Raw genomic sequence first — 19010 nt, 5'->3', positions numbered from 1 at the left:
CGGTGCGTCATTGCGGTGAAAGCGCGGCACTTGTGATCAGTGTGATTTAAATGCGCGCGGTTTTAGGGCGTGGTTTTAGGGCGCGAGGAGGGCGGCCGTGAAGGCCGCTGTGAGGTCCAGCGCCTCTGGCGCGGGGGCGGTGGCGATCTGCCCTGCAACCTGATGTTCGGCGTCAAAGCCCGCCTGCACATGCAATGCCACCCGCTCGGCCAGATCCTGCAGCGCCGCGGGGGAGAGCGTCAGCCAGCCGGTCTGTGTTTTCCAGCGTCGTGCGGTGCCAGCTTGCGCGACCATTGCAATGCGCTGCTGGCTGTCGCGATCGGTGGCCACACGCGCGCCCTCAAACCGGGCGCCGTCGGGCAGGGTCAGCCCGCCCACCTCATAGTGCCAGCGCAGCTGCGCAAGAGTGGCAAGCGCCTCTGCACGGGCGGCGTCTCGGACATCCTCAGCGGGGATCAGGGCGGTGAGGTCCATGGTGTTCATGCCGCATCCTCCTGTGGGGTGTCCTCACCGGGGAGCGTGATCTCGCCCTCCTCAATGACGCTGAGGGGGGCGGGAAAGCGCAGCGTCTCAGGGGCTTCAGCGCCATGGGGCAGGATCAGTGTCAGGTGCAGGCCATCCGTGCGGTGTGCGATGTCGGAGGCGAGGTATGCGCAGACGACCGCGTGGCGGGGCAGAATAGCCCCTTGAGGGATAGCGCTGAGGTCAAAGGCTGTGCCATTGACCAGCAGCTGATCGCCGTCGCGGGCCAGTGTCAGGCGGCCCTCGCGGCGCATGGGGGTCAGGGTGATGTGAAACGGGGTCATGGTGTTTTTCTCCTCTCGGCTCAGAACCAGCGGCCCAGCCACAGTTTGTCGCCATCAATGCGGGTCACTGTGCCGGTGAAACTGGCCGGCGCTGTGGTGATCGGGGTGTCAAAGTTGGTGCAGATCTGGGTGCCATCGGCAAAGCGCAGATACTGCCCGTTGCTGTTGCTGCCCTGCTCGATCAAGGCCCCTGTGGGCTGGCCGCCCACCGCGCTGACGGGGCCCAGCACGTTGCCCTGATCATAGATCTGTTGCCAGCCGCTGGGGCCGGTGCCGTCATTGCGCCGCCAGAGCAGCGCGGGATCGCCTGGACCAGATACGGCCGCCAGGATCTGCGCCCAGTGATCTGATCCTCGCGCCAGATGCAGGCCCACATGGGCGCGGGTGCTGTCAGGGCTGTCGCCCTGCCCTGCCCCGCTGGCATGGCCCAATAGCTGACTAACCGCGCCCGCATCGCCAAGCTGGCCAAGGTGCGCACTGTCCGCTGTGGCGCCCAGACCGAAGGCCCCCACCTTCATCAAACCGCCCCCCGTCGCATAAGACCCCGCGTGCACCACCGTGCCGCTGACATCACTGCCATCGGGGGCCAGTGCCAGCGCATCCTGCCAGCTGCTGCCATCGGCGCTGACCTTGATGGTGAAGCTGAGATTGCCGGTCAGCCCCATTTCCGCATGGCCCTGCCAGCCGCTTTGAAACAACAGCGCGGCGGTGTCGCTGGCGGCGGATTTGTTCACCGTCAGGCGATGATCGCTGCCTGCGTGATTGAGCAGCGTTGCGGGGGCCGAAACTGACAGGCGGTTGTGATCATCGGCAGTTGCGGCAATGCCAAGGTGCGGCAGGTTCTGCCGTGCGGCACTCACCACCTGCCAGCTGCCGCTTACCCAGATCCGCAGATCGGCGCTGCCGCGCAAGCTGGCCCGCCAGCCGTCCTGTGGGACGATAAACAACCAGTCGCTTTCCTCGCGCAGGGCCAATTCATGCGCGTGACCGGCCCAGTCGCCGGTGGGGGTCGCCCCGAGGGCAAAGACCTGCCCCACCTCCGGCAGCGCAGGGGGAGCGGCCTCTTCAAACCCCTCAACACAGAGCTGCACCAGCGCGTCCAACCGGCGCAGTGCCTCATTATGGGTGACATGCTTTTGCGCCTGCGCGGGGGCAATATAAGGCAGATCCAACCGGGGCGAGGGGGACATGACAGCTCCTTTTCAGATGACTGTCACAGGGGTAGCGCAGTGGGGATTGCTGCAGGGTAAAGGCAGCGTGCGGTGGGGGGAGCAGACGGTTATGAAGACGATTCCGCAAAGAAAGGCCCGAACAGAAAGGCGGAGGTTCCTCTTTACAGCGGCCCCTTGCTGGGGGCGAAATAGTACGCTAGCGCCAGAACGGCGCGTCCGTAAGGGGATCGCCCGCCGATACAGCGATAAGACGGGCGTTTGCGCCTAAATCTGCGTTTCATTTGGCTGGTACTATGACTTTCTCAATGCAGCGGCCGTTTTCGTACACCTGCCGTTCGCTACATCCGGCGCGAACTTACGACATGCGGACAAAGCGCCAATTCGCTGCAGCTGAGCGAAGGTCTGCTTTGCGATCAAGCTATTTTGATGCCAGCGCAAAACGGTCGCGCCACTGTCGATTGACATCATCAGCGAGTTTGGCGGTCGGCGTTGATATCTCGTGCGCAATTGAGCCATCTGCACCGAGTGTTTCGAGTATCCGTGACAGCTGTTTTTGTGGCTCTTTTGAAAGAGTCTCATACGAGACTTCCAGAGGCACCACCGACTGTTCGTCGAACCAAGACCGCCAAGCCGTGTCGAAATCGACAAACTCCACCACCTGTGATCGTATTGCTTCGGGATCGTAGCCGTCTGCCCGCCGGGGCTCTAACCTTTCGAGATCAGTTCCATCGGCTCTGCGATGCCAAAGACCGGTTTGTTCCGCGCGAATGCAAGAGATCGCTTGATCCAGCTTGTCTTGTCGCGAAAGAAAAATGAATAGCGTCGGACCGAAAGCCGCTTCGACGCGATCTACGTCCGAAACGCAATTGGGATACAGAAATTGTAGCTGCTCCATGAAGAAGGCGAAGCTGCCACGCTGAAGTCTTATTCCACAGACGTCGGTGTTGCCTTTTCCGCGCGCCTTTGCTGCTTCGAAAATGCCATCCAACATATCGCGCCTCGTCGCAAAGTCAGCCGCGTCCAGATCGTAGTAATCCAGCCAAGCATCAATCGAAGGTTCGTGAAAGAGAGAGCCGGGTTTCCCAGCAACTTTGGTCTCAGCAAGCAATTCGCAAAGCATTGTGCTGCCGCTGCGTGGCGATGTGCAAATGACGTAGGAGGTAAACGGTGGATTGGGCATGATATCTCTTCAACAAAGCTATCGGTGACCGTTAACGGACTTTTGTAACAGCTGCAGCATTCAGCACAATGGGCTCACTGCAGACCTTCTCTGCACGTTATCGGAATGGCCGTTCTGACGCTAGCGTACTCTTTTGCCCCTCGCCGTAAGCGACCCCTTGTTGTGGCTGGCTGAGCGGAGTTTTAGAAAGGCCGGACTGTCAGAAAGGAACTGTTCATGGATTTCCAAACGTGGCTGGCGTTTGTCACAGCGTCAACGGCTCTGCTGCTCATTCCGGGGCCAACAGTTCTACTGGTCCTCAGCTATGCGATCAGTCAGGGCAAACGGGTGGCGCTGGCAACCGTTGGAGGTGTGGCCCTTGGCGACTTCATTGCAATGTCAGCCTCGCTTGCGGGTTTGGGGGCTTTGGTCCTTGCTTCGGCCACGCTGTTCACCGTGCTGAAATGGATCGGCGCGGTGTATCTGGTCTATCTGGGGATCAAACTGTTGCGCAGCGCCGCCACCGCATCGCTTGGGGATCTGGAAAGCGTATCCGTGGCGGCAGCGCGGACCAGCAATGTCTTTGCCCATGCAGCGGCGGTCACAGCGCTGAACCCCAAATCCATCGTGTTTTTCATCGCCTTTGTGCCGCAGTTCGTGACTGTGAACCGCCCGCTCCTGCCGCAGTTTGCGATACTGGTGGCGACATTTGTTGGCCTTGCCGCTTTGAATGCGCTGGCCTATGCGCTTCTGGCGGATCGGTTGCGGGCCAAGATCGCCCGCCCATCGGTGCTGGCGTGGATGTCGCGCATGGGCGGCGGCGCGCTGATTGCGATGGGGGTGGCAACCGCGGCGTTCAAACGCGCGTAGCCGCCGGTCAATCACTGGCCTCACATTGCCTTCTGCCTGCGCTTTTGGCACAGTTTAGCCCAAGAGGCCGTGTCTGACACCGCGATCAAAACGGGGATAGGAATGGGGCAGATATGGCGGTTTTGATTGTAGGCGCGGGCCTGTCAGGGGCCACTTTGGCGCGGCAACTGGCCGAGGCTGGCACATCCGTCACCGTGGTGGAGGCGCGGGATCATGTGGCGGGCAACTGTCACACGATGCGCGATCCAGACACCGGCGTGATGGAACATGTCTACGGGCCGCATATCTTTCACACTGATGACGCGCAGGTCTGGGACCATGTCAGCCGCTTTGCCCGGATGATGCCCTATCGCCATCGGGTGCGGACGACGGCGCAGGGACAGGTCTATACGCTGCCGGTCACGCTTCACAGCATCAACCAGCTGTTCGGCACGGCCATGGGGCCAGAGGAGGCGCGGGCGTTTCTGGCCAGCCAAGCAGAGGACATCCCTGATCCGCAAAGCTTTGAGGAGGCCGCCCTCGCCCAGATGGGGCGGCGGCTTTATGAGGCGTTCTTCAAGGGCTACACCCAGAAACAATGGGGCTGTGATCCGCGCGACCTGCCCGCCTCTATCCTCAAACGATTGCCGCTCAGGTTTGAGTATGACGACAGCTATTTTGCCCACCGCTATCAAGGCATCCCGCGCGAAGGCTACACTGCGATGGTCACCGCAATGCTGGATCATCCGCGCATCACCCTGCGGCTGAACACGCCCTATGATCCCGCGCAGGAGGGGCAATCAGGGGCGCCCTGGGATCAAGAGCACTGGGAGCACCTGTTCTGGTCCGGTCCACTGGATGGCTATTTCAACCATGCGCTGGGGCGGCTCAAATACCGCACGCTGCGCTTTGAACGTTTCACGGCGGCGGGTGATTATCAGGGCTGCGCGGTGATGAATTATGCAGACAGGGATGTGGCGCAGACGCGGATCACCGAACACAAACACTTCGCGCCGTGGGAACAGCATGCCGGAACGGTGGTCACCCGCGAATACAGCGCCGCGGCCGGGGCAGAAGATATCCCCTATTACCCCGTGCGTCTGCTGGCGGACAAAGCGCTGCTGCAGCGCTATGTCGAGGCCGCCCGCGCCACACAGGGCGTCACCTTCATTGGCCGCCTTGGCACCTACCGCTATCTGGATATGGACGCTGCCATCCATGAGGCGCTGCAGGTGGCAGAGGCCTATCTCGGCGCTCAGCACAGCGATGCAGCGATGCCTGCCTTCGTGGTGGAACCGCTTTAGATCAAACGCAGAAAAGCCGGCCCAGATACGGACCGACTTCCCCGGAGTTATGGGCCCCCTGTATCGAGGGGCCCAATGAGTATTCTGTGAGTGGTGTGACCTTACTTGGCCCGACTTACTTGGCCCGACTTACTTCGTCAGGGCGTGACGGACGCCGTTCTGGATCTGGGCAAACGAGGCGTCGTCTTCGTCGAGAATGTCGATGACTTTGGCGGCTTTGTTCAGCGCGTCACCGTCCACCAGGCTCAGGTCGATGTTCGGGGCGTACTGGCGGATCTGCGCTTCTTCAAAGCCCGAGATGTCTGCGGTCATGGCGGATGCGGCGCCGGTCAGGGCGATCAGGGCGGCGGCGGATGCGGTTACGATACGGTTCATGTTTTTAACTCCTAAGTCAGTTGTGTGGTGGCGCGGATGCGGGGAGCGGCGCCGATCAAGAGGGGGTTGGGGATGAGGTCTGCGCGGTCGCAGACCTCAGGACTTCTTACTTGGTGAGGGCGTGACGAACGCCGTTCTGGATCTGGGCAAACGAGGCGTCGTCTTCGTCGAGGGTGTCGATGACTTTGGCGGCTTTGTTCAGCGCGTCACCGTCAACCAGGCTCAGGTCGATGTTCGGGGCATACTGGCGGATCTGCGCTTCTTCAAAGCCCGAGATGTCGGCGGTCATGGCGGATGCAGCGCCGGTCAGGGCGATCAGGGCGGCGGCGGATGCGGTTACGATACGGTTCATGTTTTTAACTCCTAAGTCAGTTTTCAGTTCAGTCTCGGCGGGTCGATCGGGGAGGTGATCGTTTGTTTGTCAGTGTGTTGGACTGTGTGTTTGTCCGTCTGACACCAAACAAACTGGGGGCAGTTCGGCGCGATTGAAACCCAACGAAATCGTCACGGGATGTCACGGCGATGTGTCTTGAAAAGAGCGCGAGGCAAACGCTGTCTGTGCCCTGATGCAGGGCAATGGTGCGCGCTATATTTTACAGGGGCTTGCGCGCGGCAAAACCGTTACAGCCCCCACCACAGGGCGTGAGGAAATGGGGTGATTTTGGCGAAAGTACATTTGTCACATAAACGTGACGCCGGTTCTTTTATGCCTTTGTTTCAAAGCCCTCACAGACCCGCGCGCAATCCTCGCGATCTGGTGTGAGGATTGCGGGCATTTGTAACAGAGAGAGGGCGGGGGAGAGGGCGTGGAGAGTCTCGAAACTGGGGTCTGAGGCCCCCCGCTCCAGATTAAAGTACCGCCCCAAAAGTATTGTTGGGCCGCGTCACGCCAGAGGCGTGCTTCCAGCACGCCCCGCCCCCGTCAAACCGGAGGTGTGCCTCCAACAAAACTGGGCGGCGCGATGGCGCCACCCTCGGGTCGGCGCTAAATAACGGCGGTTGGACTGCCTCAGCCCTGTTTCTGTCTCCGCACCTTCGCCATGCCAACGGCGTTGATCTCCCCCAGCTGTTCCCACAGCTGATAATCAGGCGCGTAGAAGGCCCGCAGTTCATCATGCAGATGCGTGGGGATCACATCTGCCGCCTGCCATGTGCTGACATTCTGGCGGGACAGCGTGGCCTTCACCCCCAAGGCCGCACAGATTTCAGCAAACATCGCCTCCAGCTGCGGATAGGGGATGATCACATCCATCAGGACCGGCCCGCCTGCGGGGGCGCAGAACAGGTGGCGCTGCAGGTATTTCCAGCCCTCCGGCGTGCGGATGTTCCAATCCTGTTGCTGCCAGAACGCTTCAAACGTCATTTCTGCAGGCAGCGGCGCGGCGACCTGATTGCCTTTGCGGTAGCGAAACCAGGAACTGATCCAGTCAAGCGGCTCGCGCATCACGCCAAACTTGAAATAGCGATCCGGATGATGCGCGGGCTGCGAAAACAGGACATCATAGAGGTGATAGACCTGATGTATCCCGATATGTTTGCGCGCCGGACTGCCGGTGCGGTAAATATCGGCATGTTCCATCAAGGCATGCTCGATCGAGGTGGAGGCCGTTTTGGTATTGGCCACGAAAAGAAACTGCTTTTCCGTACTGATCAGCATCTGCCACCTGTTATGTTGCACCTTATATTGCGCCTGATATTGTGCGGGCCCCGTTCTGCGCCTAATCCCTTTATGTAAGATAAAATAAAACAGTTGTAGATAGGCTGTCAGGTGGCAGTCTTGGCCGACAGTCTTTCAAGTGGTGGTTTCGTGTCTGCGCCTCTTTCTTCTGATCCCCAAAGTCCGGCGCCGCTGATTTCCGTCATTGTGCCGCTCTATAATGTGGCCGCGTATGTGGGGGCCTGTCTGGCCAGCCTCAGGGCGCAGCGGTTTGAGGCGTTTGAGGTCATCGTGGTCGACGATGGATCCAGTGATGACAGTGTGCTGCAGGCAGAGGCGGCGATTGTGGGCGATGCGCGGTTCCGGTTGATCCGTCAGACCCATCGCGGGCTGGGGGCGGCGCGCAATGCGGGGCTCAATCTGGCGCGGGGGGCGTTCATCGCCTTTGTCGACAGTGATGACCGGGTGACGCCTGAGTATTTACAGCAGATGCATCAGGCGCTGGTGGAGAGCGGTGCCGATTGGGTGGCCTGCGCCATTGCTTTTTGTGAGGCGGATGGGCGGCAGGTGTATCATCCGGTGCCTCACTCTGGCATCCACGGTCAGGCTGACCGGCACAGGTCGGGGCAGGTCCGCCGCTGTGAGTTCGGGAACTGGGGCGATGTGATCCGTCATTTCCCCTCTGCGTGGAATAAGCTTTATCGGCGCGATCTCATTGGCGACGTCCGCTTTCCTGAGGGCACATGGTTTGAGGATCACGGGTTTTTCGCCCGGCTGGCGGCGCACAGCGATCATATCCTGCATCTGGCCATGCCGCTTTATGTGCAGACGCGCGGACGGGCGGGGCAGATTACCGCGGCGGACAGCGATCAGGTGTTTGAGCAGTTTCAGGTGCTCGACGATCTGCGCGGGGTGATCTGTGATCCGGACGCGCCTCATCAAGGCGGGGCCGAGGCCTTCGGCCAGATCGCCAGCCGGTTGCTGTTTGAACGCAGCACGGCTCTGCGTGATCCGGTACGGCGGCGGCGCTATGTGCAGGCGGCGGCCGACTATCTGGCGCGGTATGAACTGACCTATCAGCCCGAATGGGACAGTGATATTTCCCGTGCCTTCGGGGTGGAGATGACAGGGGAGGTACCGCTGTCGGTGGTGATCCCCTGTTTGGCGCAGGATCCCGCGCCCTTGCAGGGGACACTTGCCTCTCTGGCGCGTCAACCTGCGCCGGGGCGGGAGGTGGTGATTGCCTGTGACAGCCGTCGCGCGGCGCGCATGGCGCGGGCGGTGGCGGCAGATCACCCAGAGGTGCGGGTGCTGCGCAGCACCCGGCGGGGTGTGCAGGCAATGCTGCGCGCGGGCCTGAGAGAGGCGCGGGGGCGCTATATCTGCCTGCTGGTGCCGGGGGATGTGTTGCCCGATCAGGTGTTGCACACCCGTGTCGACAGCGCCCTGCGCAGTGGTGTGGGGACGCTTACGGCGACAGTCTTGCGCGTTGCGCCAAACCCCGAGGCGCGTATTTATGCGCGGGGTGATCTGCTGGCCGCTGATCTGCGGTTTGAACGCGCGCCCCCTACGGCGACAGGTAAACCTGCCTTGCGGCAGGCCAAAGCGCCATCGCCGCAAATGCTGGGCTTCCCTGTGTTGCGGGTGATGGGCGGATCAGACAGTGCCTGTTTTGCCTTTGAAGCGGTGTTTGCCGCCTATCCCTATGCCAACCTCTCTTTCTATGACCGCGCCCAGCGGCGGATCCTGTTCCACCTGTCGCTGCGACAGGAGGAGGGCAAGGTGGTCTGCAACCATCGTGGTGCGTCTGAACCGGACAATGCCGGCCTTTGGGGGCGTGAGGTGGCGCGTCCGTTGCAGCTGTCCGAAGGTGTGCAACGGGTTGAGGTACGCTTTACCCCCAAATCCCTTACCACGCAGATTGCAGTCTATGTGGATGGTCAGCGGTTGTTCCGGTTTGGCGGTATGGGCGTGGCCCGTCGGTTCAGGGATCTGGATCAGATTTCTTATGTGGATTTTCAGGGCGGCATCAGCCCGGCGGGCATTGATATGTTCGGGCGTAATCCTGCGCCGCTCAGCCTGAATCATCGGCTGGAGGTGCGCGGGGTGCTGAGGGGGGATTTCGTGTCCCCCCTGACCTTGACCTGCGCTGAACAGGCGGAGGCGCTTGCCGTCAGCCCGACCGCGACGCTGCGCCTGCCCCTGCCGGGGCGGTGGTGGCAGGGCGTGGCGGCAGATGCACCGCTGATGATCAAGGTGCAGGATGGGCACGGGACCGTTTTGGCCACGCTCACCCTCAGCCGTGCGGATCTGGCCCGCCGCCTTGAGGATATGCTGTGTCAGACGGATCTGCGCGCCGATCCCTTAGCGGCGATGCAGGCGCTGGAACATCTGCGCTTTGCCGGTGAGCCGGTGCAGCGCGCCTTGAACCCGGAGGCGCAGGCGAGGGTGCAAGCACTGCAACAGTTTTACCGGCTGACAGATTTTCTGCCCCTCCCCCCCGCTCCGGCGCCGCACGGCGCAGCCTCTCCCCCCGATCCTGTGGCCACCACACAGGCCCGCCTGATCGCGCGCTTACGTGCCGCGCCGGAGGGAGATGCGCTGTCGCTGCTCCCAGCGGCGCTGGCGGAATTGCCTGCGGATCTGCAGCCCGATCTTTATCTGGCACTGGTGGAGTATTTCTGCGACCCGGATCAGGATTTTGACCACTTCTATGCCGGTTTTGCCGCCGCTGGCTACGCCGATCATTTCACCCCCGACCCAACCGATCTGTGGCAGGCCACATCGCTCTTGCCGCTCCTCCTCTTGGCGGGGCGCGACCGGGAGGTAAAGGAGGTGCTATGGGCCCTGGCCAAACCAGGCCCGCAGCGCGGCGAGGGATGGATCGTCACCCCAGCGCTGGGGTTTCTGGTGCGACGCGCTTTGGCCGAAGAGCTGCCCGAAGATCTGCGCGAGGCGATCCTTTATGCGGTGATGGATCTGGTAGAGGGTCTGGCAGAGCGCAGCGCCGCAGGACAGGCGCTGGCCGATCGCGCCCATTGTCTGGTGCTGACAGAGACAGCGGTGCAAATGATCACCCAGTTGGGTCGCTGCCCCCATTATATGCGCCAGCGGGTGCTGGGGTTTGTGATCCGCATCTATGGGCTGTCGCGTCAGTTCTGGCAACTGCTGGCCGACCAGCCCATCGTGCTGCCCACAGAGCTGGAGGTCATCCGCGCCGCCTTTGATCAGCTGCAGAAGGCCGTTCGCGATCCCGCAGTGCACACCGATCTTGATCAGGCGCTGGACCTGTTCACCCGCTGGGACAACCGTGATGTGGCCCATTTGCGCCGTGACCTTTTTGGCCCCGCAGGGCTGCCGGCGCAGGGCTGCGGGATGCCGGATCCCGCCAGTTTGCGCCGTGCGGGACTGAACGCTGAGGATGCGATGCTGCGCCACATGGCCTTCCCCCATGGGAATGAAAAGGACGTGCCCGATCCGTCGGCCGAGGCCGTCGCGCTGACCGCTCGCGCCGTTACCGCCGCCTACACCGATGTGCCCCGCGCGCCCTATTACGAGGCGCAGATGGATGCCGCTGCCGGGATGGGGAGCGTTTTGGCGAAGATCGCAGAGGGCGAAGATCCCGGTCATATCGCCGCCACGCTGGACGCACTGACACCGGATCTGGCGCGCCTCTCTGGCCCGCGCAGTCATTATCTGGGACTGGGCCTGTCACTGGGTCTGATCCGTGCGGTGTCAGACCATCCCGTGCTGCTGGATCAGGCGCTGGCCCAGCTCACCCGCCTGACCCGCCGCCTGACGGCGCAGGATCAGCGCGCCTTGGCCCGTGCCCCCGCGCCAGCCCTTGCCGCCCGCGCCCTACAGGCCGCGGCGCCGCAGGTGATCCCGCGCCTTGCTGCTGTGCTGCCAGAGCTGATGGGGAAACTGATAACGGACCTGACGTCGGAGTTGCCCCCCGGTCAGCCCACGCCCAACAGCCCACTGCCACGCTCACCCCTTTATGACTGTATCGTCACGGTGTTTTCCTGTCGGGCCAACCTTGCGACCCGCATTCCTTTGATGCGCGACGGTTGGCTCAGCCAACTGGCCGCGCGCAACATCCCCTATGTGATCGTGGTCGGTGACAAAGACGTGGCTGCAGCCACGCGAAACGGTGACATCCTCACCGTGCCTGCGCCCGATGATTACGAAGGCCTGCCGCAGAAAACCCTCGCCACCCTGCGCTGGGTGCAGGGCCACACTCCCCACGCCCATATGCTGAAGATCGACGATGACTGTTTCCTCAACGTCGAAGCCTTCTTTCACAGCCTCAGCTATCGCAAGTTTGACTATTACGGTCGGGTGCTGCAACGGCAGGTGGGGCAGATGGATCGCAGTTGGCATATGGCGAAATCCACCAGCCAGCGGGGGCGCATGGCGCTGGACAAATCGCCTGAGCCTGCGACATATGCCGACGGAGGATCGGGCTATACCCTCAGCCGCCGCGCCATCATCGCCGCGCTAGAGGCCGCCCGCAGCCCCGCCGGGCAGGCGCTGATCCAGTGCTCGTTTATGGAGGATAAGCTCTTGGGCGATCTCCTCAGCCTGCGCGGCATTGCACCGGTGGGAGAGGATTACCGCATCACCATACGCCGCCGTATGGTTGCGGAAGCCACGCCGGTGCCGCTGTGGATGAACAGCTTTGCACCCTCTCAGGCCGCGCCAGTGAAACTGGTGCATCTGGACCGCGCCGCCGATCAGATCCCCACCCTCAAAGGGCTTGCAGGCCAGCAGCTGCACCCGAAGAAAATCTGGCCCACCGCACAGGTCGCCCGCCTTGGCTATCAAAGCAACGCTTTGGAACTGATCAGCCCTGCGGCCCATCTGCAGGCCGCCCGCAGCGCCGAGGTCGCGGTGGTTGCGGTGATGCGCAATGAGATGTTCATGCTGCCACGGTTTCTGGATCATTACCGTCGCCTCGGAGTCACCAGCTTCCTGATTGCCGATAACGGCTCAGACGATGGCACGCTTGACCACCTCTTGGCGCAGCCCGATGTGGCGCTGTTTTCCGTCGATACAGATTACCGCCTGTCGCAATATGGGGTCCTCTGGCAGCAGGCGATGATGGCCGCGTTTCGCACCGGCAAATGGTCGCTGGTTGCGGATGCGGATGAGCTGCTGGTGTGGCAGCATCCCGGCGATGGCGTCCCTCGCCAGAGCTTGCCAGATCTGCTCTGCCAGCCGAACTTTCAGGGGGCTGAGGCAGCGCGGGTCTTCATGCTGGATATGTATCCACGCGGTGCGTTGAGTGCGGCGGATTTCAGCGCCGATCCCTTCGCGCAGGCGGGGTTTGTGGATCGAGAGCCCTTCCTGACCAACTGGGCCGGGCGCGGGCCGTTTTCCAACATGCCCACATGGACCAGCGCCCTGCGCCACCGGCTGATCCCGGGATCGCGCGCGGACCTCTTCGTGGCGCAGAAAATCGCGCTGCTGAAGTATCAGCCCTGGATGCGCCTGTCGGCAGGGCTGCATTTTGTAGGCGATGTGCAGCTGTCACGGCGCGAGCTTTTGTTTGGCCATTTCAAATACAACGCCGATTTCCACCGCAAGGCGGCGGCCGAGGTGACCCGCGGTCAGCATTTTAATAATGCCGAAGAATACCGCGCCTATCTGGCGCTGATCGCTGCGGGGCGCGATGTGCTCTATCAACCGAAGCGGTCGGTGCCGTGGTATGACGCACCTTTCGTAAAGGCGCGGTTGGGGGCGTGAGCCCGCCCCACACTTGAAGTCTAGCACCAACCCGTGGGGCGGGTCGTGCCGGAGGCACGCCTCAAACGCAGAAAAGCCGGCCCAGATACGGACCGACTTCCCCGGAGTTATGGGCCCCCTGTATCGAGGGGCCCAATGAGTATTCTGTGAGTGGTGTGACCTTACTTGGCCCGACTTACTTGGCCCGACTTACTTGGTCAGGGCGTGACGCACGCCGTTCTGGATCTGGGCGAAGGACGCGTCGTCTTCGTCCAGGGTGTCGATGACCTTCGCCGCTTTGTTCAGCGCGTCACCGTCGACCAGCGACAGGTCGATGTTCGGGGCATACTGGCGGATCTGCGCTTCTTCAAAGCCCGAGATGTCGGCGGTCATGGCGGATGCGGCGCCGGTCAGGGCGATCAGGGCGGCGGCGGAAGCGGTTACGATACGGTTCATGGTGTTAACTCCTAAGTCAGTTGTGTGGTGGCGCGGATGCGGGGAGCGGCGCCGATCAAGAGGGGGTTGGGGATGAGGTCTGCGCGGTCGCAGACCTCAGGGCCGAATTATTTGGCCCGACTTACTTGGTGAGGGCGTGACGCACGCCGTTCTGGATCTGAGCAAACGACGCATCGTCTTCGTCCAGAGTGTCGATGACCTTCGCCGCTTTGTTCAGCGCGTCACCGTCGACCAGGCTCAGGTCGATGTTCGGGGCGTACTGGCGGATCTGCGCTTCTTCGAAGCCCGAGATGTCGGCGGTCATGGCGGATGCGGCACCGGTCAGGGCGATCAGGGCGGCGGCGGAAGCGGTTACGATACGTTTCATGGTGTTAACTCCTAAGTCAGTTTTGAGGATGGCGCGGATGCGGGGAGGGGCGCCGATCAAGAGGGGGTTGGGATGAGGTCTGCGCGGTCGCAGACCTCAGGGCCGAATTATTTGGCCCGACTTACTTGGTCAGGGCGTGACGCACGCCGTTCTGGATCTGGGCGAAGGACGCGTCGTCTTCGTCGAGAATGTCGATGACCTTCGCCGCTTTGTTCAGCGCATCACCGTCGACCAGCGACAGGTCGATGTTCGGGGCATACTGGCGGATCTGCGCTTCTTCAAAGCCCGAGATGTCGGCGGTCATGGCGGATGCGGCACCGGTCAGGGCGATCAGGGCGGCGGCGGATGCGGTTACGATACGGTTCATGTTTTTAACTCCTAAGTCAGTTTTCAGTTCAGTCTCGGCGGGTCGATCGGGGAGGTGATCGTTTGTTTGTCAGTGTGTTGGACTGTGTGTTTGTCCGTCTGACACCAAACAAACTGGGGGCAGTTCGGCGGGAATAAAACCCAACGAAATCGTCACGGGATGTCACGGCGATGTGTCTTGAAAAGAGGTGCGCGGTGAACGGTCCCTGCGCAGTGCTGCACAGGGTCTGTGCAGCCCATGTTTTAAAGGCTGAAACGGGGGTGGGGCGTGTTACAGATCCCACCACAGGGCGTGAGGAAATGGGGTGATTTTGGCGAAAGTACATTTGTCACATAAACGTGACGCCGGTTCTTTTATGCCTTTGTTTCAAAGCGCTCACAGACCCGCGCGCAATCCTCGCGATCCGGTGTGAGGAAAGCGCGCATTTGTAACAGAGAAGGCGGGGGAGAGGGCGTGGAGAGTCTCGAAACTGAAGTCTGAGGCCCCCCGTTCCAGATTAAAGTACCGCCCCAAAAGTATTGTTGGGCCGCGTCACGCCAGAGGCGTGCTTCCAGCACGCCCCGCCCCCGTCAAACCGGAGGTGTGCCTCCAACAAAACTGGGCGGCGCTAAATAACGGCTGTTGGACTAGCCTCAGCCCGTTTGCCCTGTATCCGGGCGATCCGCTGCTCGATCTCTTCGCGGCTGCGGCCGGTTTGGCCGCGCAGGCCGTCCTTCAGGGCCAGCCAGAACAGCGCGAGGAAGGCACGTCGCTCGCCCGCATGCGCCCGCAGCTGCCAGAGCCAACCGCATAGCACCACCGGCAGGGCCAGCCAGAACAGCCTTCCTGCAGCGCGGTGATAGAGCATCAGCAGGTTGCGGTGGTAGAAATAGACCTTCCACAGCGCGGTGAAACGGCGGGGGTGCCGGGGCGATCCTTCGTCAAAGGTGGTGCAGTCATGTTCAAACTGCACGATAGGCTGAAATCCGATACGCCCCCCTGCCTTGCTGAGGCCGAGGGTGTAAAACCCGTCATCGCCATAGATAAACATATCCGGATCGGGATAGCCGATGCGCCGGACCGCATCGCCGCGGATGAAGAAGCCGACGAAAGAGGCCAGATCAACGCGCTGCCCCGGACCGTCATTGCCCAACGCCGGTGGTTCCAGTCGCAGCCCTATGCGCCCCAGACCGCGGATCATCCGCCACAGGTTCTGTCCCCAGCCGGCGCGCAGCCAGAAGGGATTGCGCGAGGGGCGGTTCATTTTGCACACCGTACCGTCAGGCTGATAGACCGCCGCCGCCACTGCATCCCACTGCGCAAGGTCGAGGTGGTGGAACCGCGCCAATGCCCCTGCCATCGGGCGGGCGTCATCATCCATTACCACCAGCCAGTCGGGATCAAAGCGCTGCATCGCCAGCTGCATGCCGGTGGCAAAGCCGCCTGCACCGCCCATGTTGCGGCGGTTGCGATGGATGATCAGACGTGGATCAGACTGGGTGGCCAGCCACGGGGCGGTGTCATCCGTGCTGGCGTTATCGACCACCACCACCGCCTGCAATAGACCTGTGGGCTGACTGAGAAGCCGTGCCAGTGTTACCTGCAGCTGGTCACATCTATTATATGTGACCACCACCGCCACCAGACGGCCAGCTTTCCCCATTGTCACAGGGTCCGATATCACAGGAGACAGATCGGCGGCTGGCGCGTCCAGCACCTGAACCACCAGCCTGTCCCAGTTTTTCCGCTCCACCCTGCTCATGACCGGCTTGACCTTTGGCGCCTGTTGCCCTTCTTCCGCGTTGCCCTATCACTATGGCAGGACAGGGCAACGAAAGGGTTAAAGTCCTTTCGCCAGCGCATCAAAATCGCGCAGGCGTTTGATCAGGTCGGCCATTTCATGCACCGGGATCATGTTTGGACCATCGCAGGGTGCGTTATCGGGATCCTCATGGGTTTCGATAAACAGCGCCGAGACGCCAACCGCACAGGCCGCGCTCGCCAGTGACGACACAAACTGACGTTCCCCCCCCGAAGAGTTGCCTTTGCCGCCTGGTTGCTGCACCGAATGGGTGGCGTCAAACACCACTGGATAGCCGGTCGCAGCCATGGTGGGCAGGCCGCGGAAATCGCTGACCAGCGTGTTGTAGCCGAACGAGGTGCCGCGATCACAGAGCATGATCTGCGTGTTGCCGGTGGAGGCGATTTTATCCGCCACATTGCCCATGTCCCAAGGCGCCAGAAACTGACCCTTTTTCACATTGAGAGGCTTGCCGGTGTTGCCTGCCGCCAGCAACAGGTCGGTCTGACGGCACAGGAAGGCCGGGATCTGGATCACATCCACCACTTCGGCCGCCCCCGCACAATGGTTGGTTTCATGCACATCGGTGATGACCGGACAGCCAAAAGTGTCGCGCACCTCGCCAAGGATCTTCAGCCCCTCTTCCATGCCGATGCCGCGTGCGGCGTCGATCGAAGAGCGGTTTGCCTTGTCGTAGCTGGATTTATAGATGAACTGGCTGCCTGATTTGGCGCAGGCCTCGGCCACTTTTTCCGCCATCATCATCGTGTGGTCGCGGTTTTCCAATTGGCAGGGACCGGCGATGAAGGAAATTGGGTTTTTGCCGCCGATGTTAATGTCACCCACGGTGACGATTTTGGTTTCGGTGATGTCCATGGCTTACAGGTCCTTCAGCACAGAATTGATACGGTCTACATCTTCGGGATTGTTCAGCTCCCAGAAGACGCGGCCTTTGCCCTCGACCTCGACACAGCGCATCTTGGTGTCATTGACAAGGAAACGCAGTTGTTCAAGCCCCTCCAGCACTTCCAGCTGGCTGATGCCCCAGGAAGTATAGGCGGCCAGCGCTACCGGGCGGTAGGCGTAGCAGCCGACGTGGTGATAGACGGGAATATCGCGCCCCGGCACCTTGTCAGGGTCAATATAAGGCAGCACTTCCTTGGAGAAATAAAGCGCGTGGCCCTTGGCGTTGAACACCGCGGTGGTGCCACCAACGCGGCCGGCTTTGCGGTCTTCGACGAAATGGCTGTAGGTCAGCGGATCGCATTGCAGCACCGGCGTGGCGACCTGCGCCTCTGCGTCCTGTTTCATGGCGGCGATCAGATCCTCAACGAACCATTCAGGGGTCAGGGGGGCGTCGCCCTGCAGGTTGACGATCAGGTCCGCCTCCACCTGTCCGTTGCGCAGCGCCTCAGCGCAGCGTGCGGTGCCATTTTCAGCCTCTGGCGAGGTCATAATGATAGAGGCGCCGAAAGCCTTGGCGTGATCCGCGATGCGGTCGTCATCGGTGACAACGTGCACCTCAGCCACGCCAGTGACCCGCTGGGCCGCTTCCCAGCTGAGACGGATCAGGGATTTTTTTTCGCCAGAAGGCAGGGTCAGTTCCGCCAGCGGCTTGCCCGGATAGCGGGTCGAGGCATAGCGCGCAGGGATCAGGATAACGGTTTTCATCAGGGGATCTCCTTTAGCGGATCAGGCCACACAGGTTCAGGCAACTCAGGTTCAGGCAACACCGGCGCGCAGCAGGTCATGCAGGTGCAGAATGCCGACAGGGCGATTTTCCGCATCAACGGCAAAGAGCGTGGTGATCTTACGGTCGTTCATCAGGGCCAGCGCCTGCGCCGCCAGCATATCGGGTGCTGCGGTCACCGGTGACAGCGTGGCCACCTCACCGGCTGTGACTGCCATCAGATTGGCCATATTACGGCGCAGGTCACCGTCCGACACGACGCCGATCAGCACCTCGCCTTCGGTGACGCCAGTGGTGCCAAACCCTTTGGAGGTCATTTCGATCAGAACCTCCTCCATCGCGGTGTCTTTGCTCACCAACGGCAGGGCGTCGACACCATGCATCAGCTGCGCCACGGTGGACAGCTGCGCGCCCAGCTTGCCGCCGGGGTGGAAGGTGGCAAAGTTCTCGGCCTTGAAATCGCGCGCCTCCATCAGGGCAACCGCCAGCGCATCGCCAATCGCCAGGGTCAGCGTGGTCGAGGTGGTGGGTGCCATGCCCATCGGGCAGGCCTCAGGCGCAGGGGGCAAGAGCAGCTGATAATCCGCCGCCGCCATCAGGGTGGAGCCGGGGCGCGAAGAAATCCCAATGAGCGGAATCGAAAAGCGGCGCGTATGACCCAGCACATCAGACAATTCGCGCGTCTCACCAGAGTTGGAGATCAGCACAACAATATCGTCCTGCGTAATCATGCCCAAATCGCCATGGCTGGCCTCAGAAGCATGCACAAAAGAGCTGGGTGTGCCGGTCGAGGCGAGGGTGGCGGCGATCTTGTTGCCGATATGGCCGGATTTGCCGATGCCGGAAATGATCACCCGACCCTTGGTGTTGAGGATCAATGTCACCACCGCCTCAAAATCGGCGGGCAGATGATCAGACAGCAGGCGCAGCGCGTCTGCCTCGATGCCCAGCACACGCTTGGCGGCGCTGACCATTTTCGACGGGGAAGAGGCTTGTTCAGTCATAAAGCTGCAATGTCATAGGGCTGGGATACGATCAATGGGCAATGCACGCTTCGCTGGAAACTGTCGGATCTTTGCCGCTGTGTGGAGGGGTAGGAATATCCCTGAGGCAGTCCAACCGCCGTTATTTAGCGCCGACCCGAGGGTGGCGCCATCGCGCCGCCCAGTTTTGCTGGAGGCACACCTCCGGTTTGACGGGGGCGGGGCGTGCTGGAAGCACGCCTCTGGCGTGACGCGGCCCAACAATACTTTTGGGGCGGTACTTTAATCTGGAGCGGGGGGCCTCAGACCCCAGTTTCG

17 protein-coding genes are annotated in these 19010 nt (G+C 61.6%); 3 read left to right on the top strand and 14 right to left on the bottom strand.

Annotation, left to right across the window (positions count from 1 at the left end; genetic code table 11):
- Positions 1-75 precede the first annotated feature (75 nt).
- The 4 genes from MHM86_RS15575 to MHM86_RS15560 form a co-directional block, all read right to left on the bottom strand.
- On the bottom strand, positions 76-483 hold the full coding sequence (locus MHM86_RS15575) for a DUF4376 domain-containing protein (RefSeq protein ID WP_239201162.1): 408 nt from the start codon (positions 481-483) through the stop codon (positions 76-78).
- Positions 480-806, bottom strand: coding sequence for a hypothetical protein (locus MHM86_RS15570; protein WP_239201160.1), 327 nt, complete (start codon positions 804-806; stop codon positions 480-482). Before MHM86_RS15570 ends, MHM86_RS15575 begins: the two co-directional genes overlap by 4 nt.
- Positions 807-826: 20 nt before the next feature.
- Positions 827-1996 carry a DUF2793 domain-containing protein gene (locus MHM86_RS15565; protein ID WP_239201158.1) on the bottom strand — a complete coding sequence of 390 codons (1170 nt, stop codon included), beginning with the start codon at positions 1994-1996 and terminating at the stop codon, positions 827-829.
- A gap of 400 nt (positions 1997-2396) precedes the next feature.
- Entirely contained in the window at positions 2397-3158 is a 762-nt protein-coding gene (locus MHM86_RS15560) for a Stf0 family sulfotransferase (protein WP_239201157.1), read from the bottom strand.
- A 216-nt stretch (positions 3159-3374) separates the two neighbouring features.
- On the opposite strand from MHM86_RS15560, the gene MHM86_RS15555 reads away from it, so the two are divergent.
- Positions 3375-4007 (top strand): LysE family translocator, encoded by a 633-nt coding sequence (locus tag MHM86_RS15555; RefSeq protein ID WP_239201156.1) that lies wholly within the window; start codon positions 3375-3377, stop codon positions 4005-4007.
- A gap of 113 nt (positions 4008-4120) precedes the next feature.
- The gene (glf, locus tag MHM86_RS15550; RefSeq protein WP_239201154.1) at positions 4121-5290 is read left to right on the top strand and encodes a UDP-galactopyranose mutase; all 1170 of its coding nucleotides are present in this window, start codon (positions 4121-4123) and stop codon (positions 5288-5290) included.
- Positions 5291-5419: 129 nt separating this feature from the next.
- Here glf and MHM86_RS15545 read toward each other — a convergent pair whose 3' ends face one another.
- The 3 genes from MHM86_RS15545 to MHM86_RS15535 all read right to left on the bottom strand — a co-directional run bounded on the left by MHM86_RS15545 (position 5420) and on the right by MHM86_RS15535 (position 7322).
- Complete coding sequence (locus MHM86_RS15545; protein WP_239201145.1) at positions 5420-5665, bottom strand: hypothetical protein; 246 nt, start codon at positions 5663-5665, stop codon at positions 5420-5422.
- Positions 5666-5771: 106 nt separating this feature from the next.
- Positions 5772-6017 carry a hypothetical protein gene (locus MHM86_RS15540; RefSeq protein ID WP_239201147.1) on the bottom strand — a complete coding sequence of 82 codons (246 nt, stop codon included), beginning with the start codon at positions 6015-6017 and terminating at the stop codon, positions 5772-5774.
- Between the two features lie 657 nt (positions 6018-6674).
- Positions 6675-7322, bottom strand: a complete 648-nt coding sequence (locus MHM86_RS15535) for a sulfotransferase family 2 domain-containing protein (protein WP_239201152.1) — start codon at positions 7320-7322, stop codon at positions 6675-6677.
- Between the two features lie 120 nt (positions 7323-7442).
- Between MHM86_RS15535 and MHM86_RS15530 the strand changes: the two genes are divergently transcribed.
- The gene (locus tag MHM86_RS15530) at positions 7443-13070 is read left to right on the top strand and encodes a glycosyltransferase (protein ID WP_239201148.1); all 5628 of its coding nucleotides are present in this window, start codon (positions 7443-7445) and stop codon (positions 13068-13070) included.
- 189 nt (positions 13071-13259) lie between these two features.
- Here the strand turns inward: MHM86_RS15530 and MHM86_RS15525 are convergent, their stop codons facing one another.
- The 7 genes from MHM86_RS15525 to MHM86_RS15495 form a co-directional block, all read right to left on the bottom strand.
- Positions 13260-13505 carry a hypothetical protein gene (locus MHM86_RS15525; protein ID WP_239201147.1) on the bottom strand — a complete coding sequence of 82 codons (246 nt, stop codon included), beginning with the start codon at positions 13503-13505 and terminating at the stop codon, positions 13260-13262.
- 121 nt (positions 13506-13626) lie between these two features.
- Positions 13627-13872, bottom strand: a complete 246-nt coding sequence (locus MHM86_RS15520) for a hypothetical protein (protein WP_239201146.1) — start codon at positions 13870-13872, stop codon at positions 13627-13629.
- Positions 13873-13993: 121 nt separating this feature from the next.
- A complete protein-coding gene (locus MHM86_RS15515; protein ID WP_239201145.1) occupies positions 13994-14239 on the bottom strand; it encodes a hypothetical protein in 246 nt (81 codons plus the stop codon).
- Positions 14240-14846: 607 nt separating this feature from the next.
- On the bottom strand, positions 14847-15980 hold the full coding sequence (locus MHM86_RS15510; RefSeq protein WP_239201137.1) for a glycosyltransferase: 1134 nt from the start codon (positions 15978-15980) through the stop codon (positions 14847-14849).
- 78 nt (positions 15981-16058) lie between these two features.
- Positions 16059-16889: a 3-deoxy-8-phosphooctulonate synthase gene (gene kdsA / locus MHM86_RS15505; protein WP_239201281.1), complete on the bottom strand. Its 831-nt coding sequence runs from the start codon at positions 16887-16889 to the stop codon at positions 16059-16061.
- 9 nt (positions 16890-16898) lie between these two features.
- The gene (locus MHM86_RS15500; RefSeq protein WP_239201135.1) at positions 16899-17690 is read right to left on the bottom strand and encodes a 3-deoxy-manno-octulosonate cytidylyltransferase; all 792 of its coding nucleotides are present in this window, start codon (positions 17688-17690) and stop codon (positions 16899-16901) included.
- Between the two features lie 51 nt (positions 17691-17741).
- Positions 17742-18713 carry an SIS domain-containing protein gene (locus tag MHM86_RS15495; protein ID WP_239201134.1) on the bottom strand — a complete coding sequence of 324 codons (972 nt, stop codon included), beginning with the start codon at positions 18711-18713 and terminating at the stop codon, positions 17742-17744.
- Positions 18714-19010 lie beyond the last annotated feature (297 nt).

The organism is Thalassobius sp. Cn5-15 (assembly GCF_022347685.1).
GTDB lineage: Bacteria > Pseudomonadota > Alphaproteobacteria > Rhodobacterales > Rhodobacteraceae > Thalassobius.
This window is presented reverse-complemented; position numbering and strand designations above follow the sequence as displayed.

Excerpts from the sequence above, each read along its gene's own strand:
- MHM86_RS15555 (WP_239201156.1), top strand. The coding sequence starts at position 3,375 with ATGGATTTCCAAACGTGGCTGGCGTTTGTCACAGCGTCAACGGCTCTG.
- MHM86_RS15560 (WP_239201157.1), bottom strand. The coding sequence starts at position 3,158 with ATGCCCAATCCACCGTTTACCTCCTACGTCATTTGCACATCGCCACGC.
- MHM86_RS15540 (WP_239201147.1), bottom strand. The coding sequence starts at position 6,017 with ATGAACCGTATCGTAACCGCATCCGCCGCCGCCCTGATCGCCCTGACC.
- MHM86_RS15525 (WP_239201147.1), bottom strand. The coding sequence starts at position 13,505 with ATGAACCGTATCGTAACCGCTTCCGCCGCCGCCCTGATCGCCCTGACC.
- MHM86_RS15500 (WP_239201135.1), bottom strand. The coding sequence starts at position 17,690 with ATGAAAACCGTTATCCTGATCCCTGCGCGCTATGCCTCGACCCGCTAT.
- MHM86_RS15520 (WP_239201146.1), bottom strand. The coding sequence starts at position 13,872 with ATGAAACGTATCGTAACCGCTTCCGCCGCCGCCCTGATCGCCCTGACC.
- MHM86_RS15575 (WP_239201162.1), bottom strand. The coding sequence starts at position 483 with ATGAACACCATGGACCTCACCGCCCTGATCCCCGCTGAGGATGTCCGA.
- glf (WP_239201154.1), top strand. The coding sequence starts at position 4,121 with ATGGCGGTTTTGATTGTAGGCGCGGGCCTGTCAGGGGCCACTTTGGCG.
- MHM86_RS15570 (WP_239201160.1), bottom strand. The coding sequence starts at position 806 with ATGACCCCGTTTCACATCACCCTGACCCCCATGCGCCGCGAGGGCCGC.
- MHM86_RS15495 (WP_239201134.1), bottom strand. The coding sequence starts at position 18,713 with ATGACTGAACAAGCCTCTTCCCCGTCGAAAATGGTCAGCGCCGCCAAG.
- MHM86_RS15515 (WP_239201145.1), bottom strand. The coding sequence starts at position 14,239 with ATGAACCGTATCGTAACCGCATCCGCCGCCGCCCTGATCGCCCTGACC.
- MHM86_RS15565 (WP_239201158.1), bottom strand. The coding sequence starts at position 1,996 with ATGTCCCCCTCGCCCCGGTTGGATCTGCCTTATATTGCCCCCGCGCAG.
- MHM86_RS15545 (WP_239201145.1), bottom strand. The coding sequence starts at position 5,665 with ATGAACCGTATCGTAACCGCATCCGCCGCCGCCCTGATCGCCCTGACC.
- MHM86_RS15510 (WP_239201137.1), bottom strand. The coding sequence starts at position 15,980 with ATGAGCAGGGTGGAGCGGAAAAACTGGGACAGGCTGGTGGTTCAGGTG.
- MHM86_RS15535 (WP_239201152.1), bottom strand. The coding sequence starts at position 7,322 with ATGCTGATCAGTACGGAAAAGCAGTTTCTTTTCGTGGCCAATACCAAA.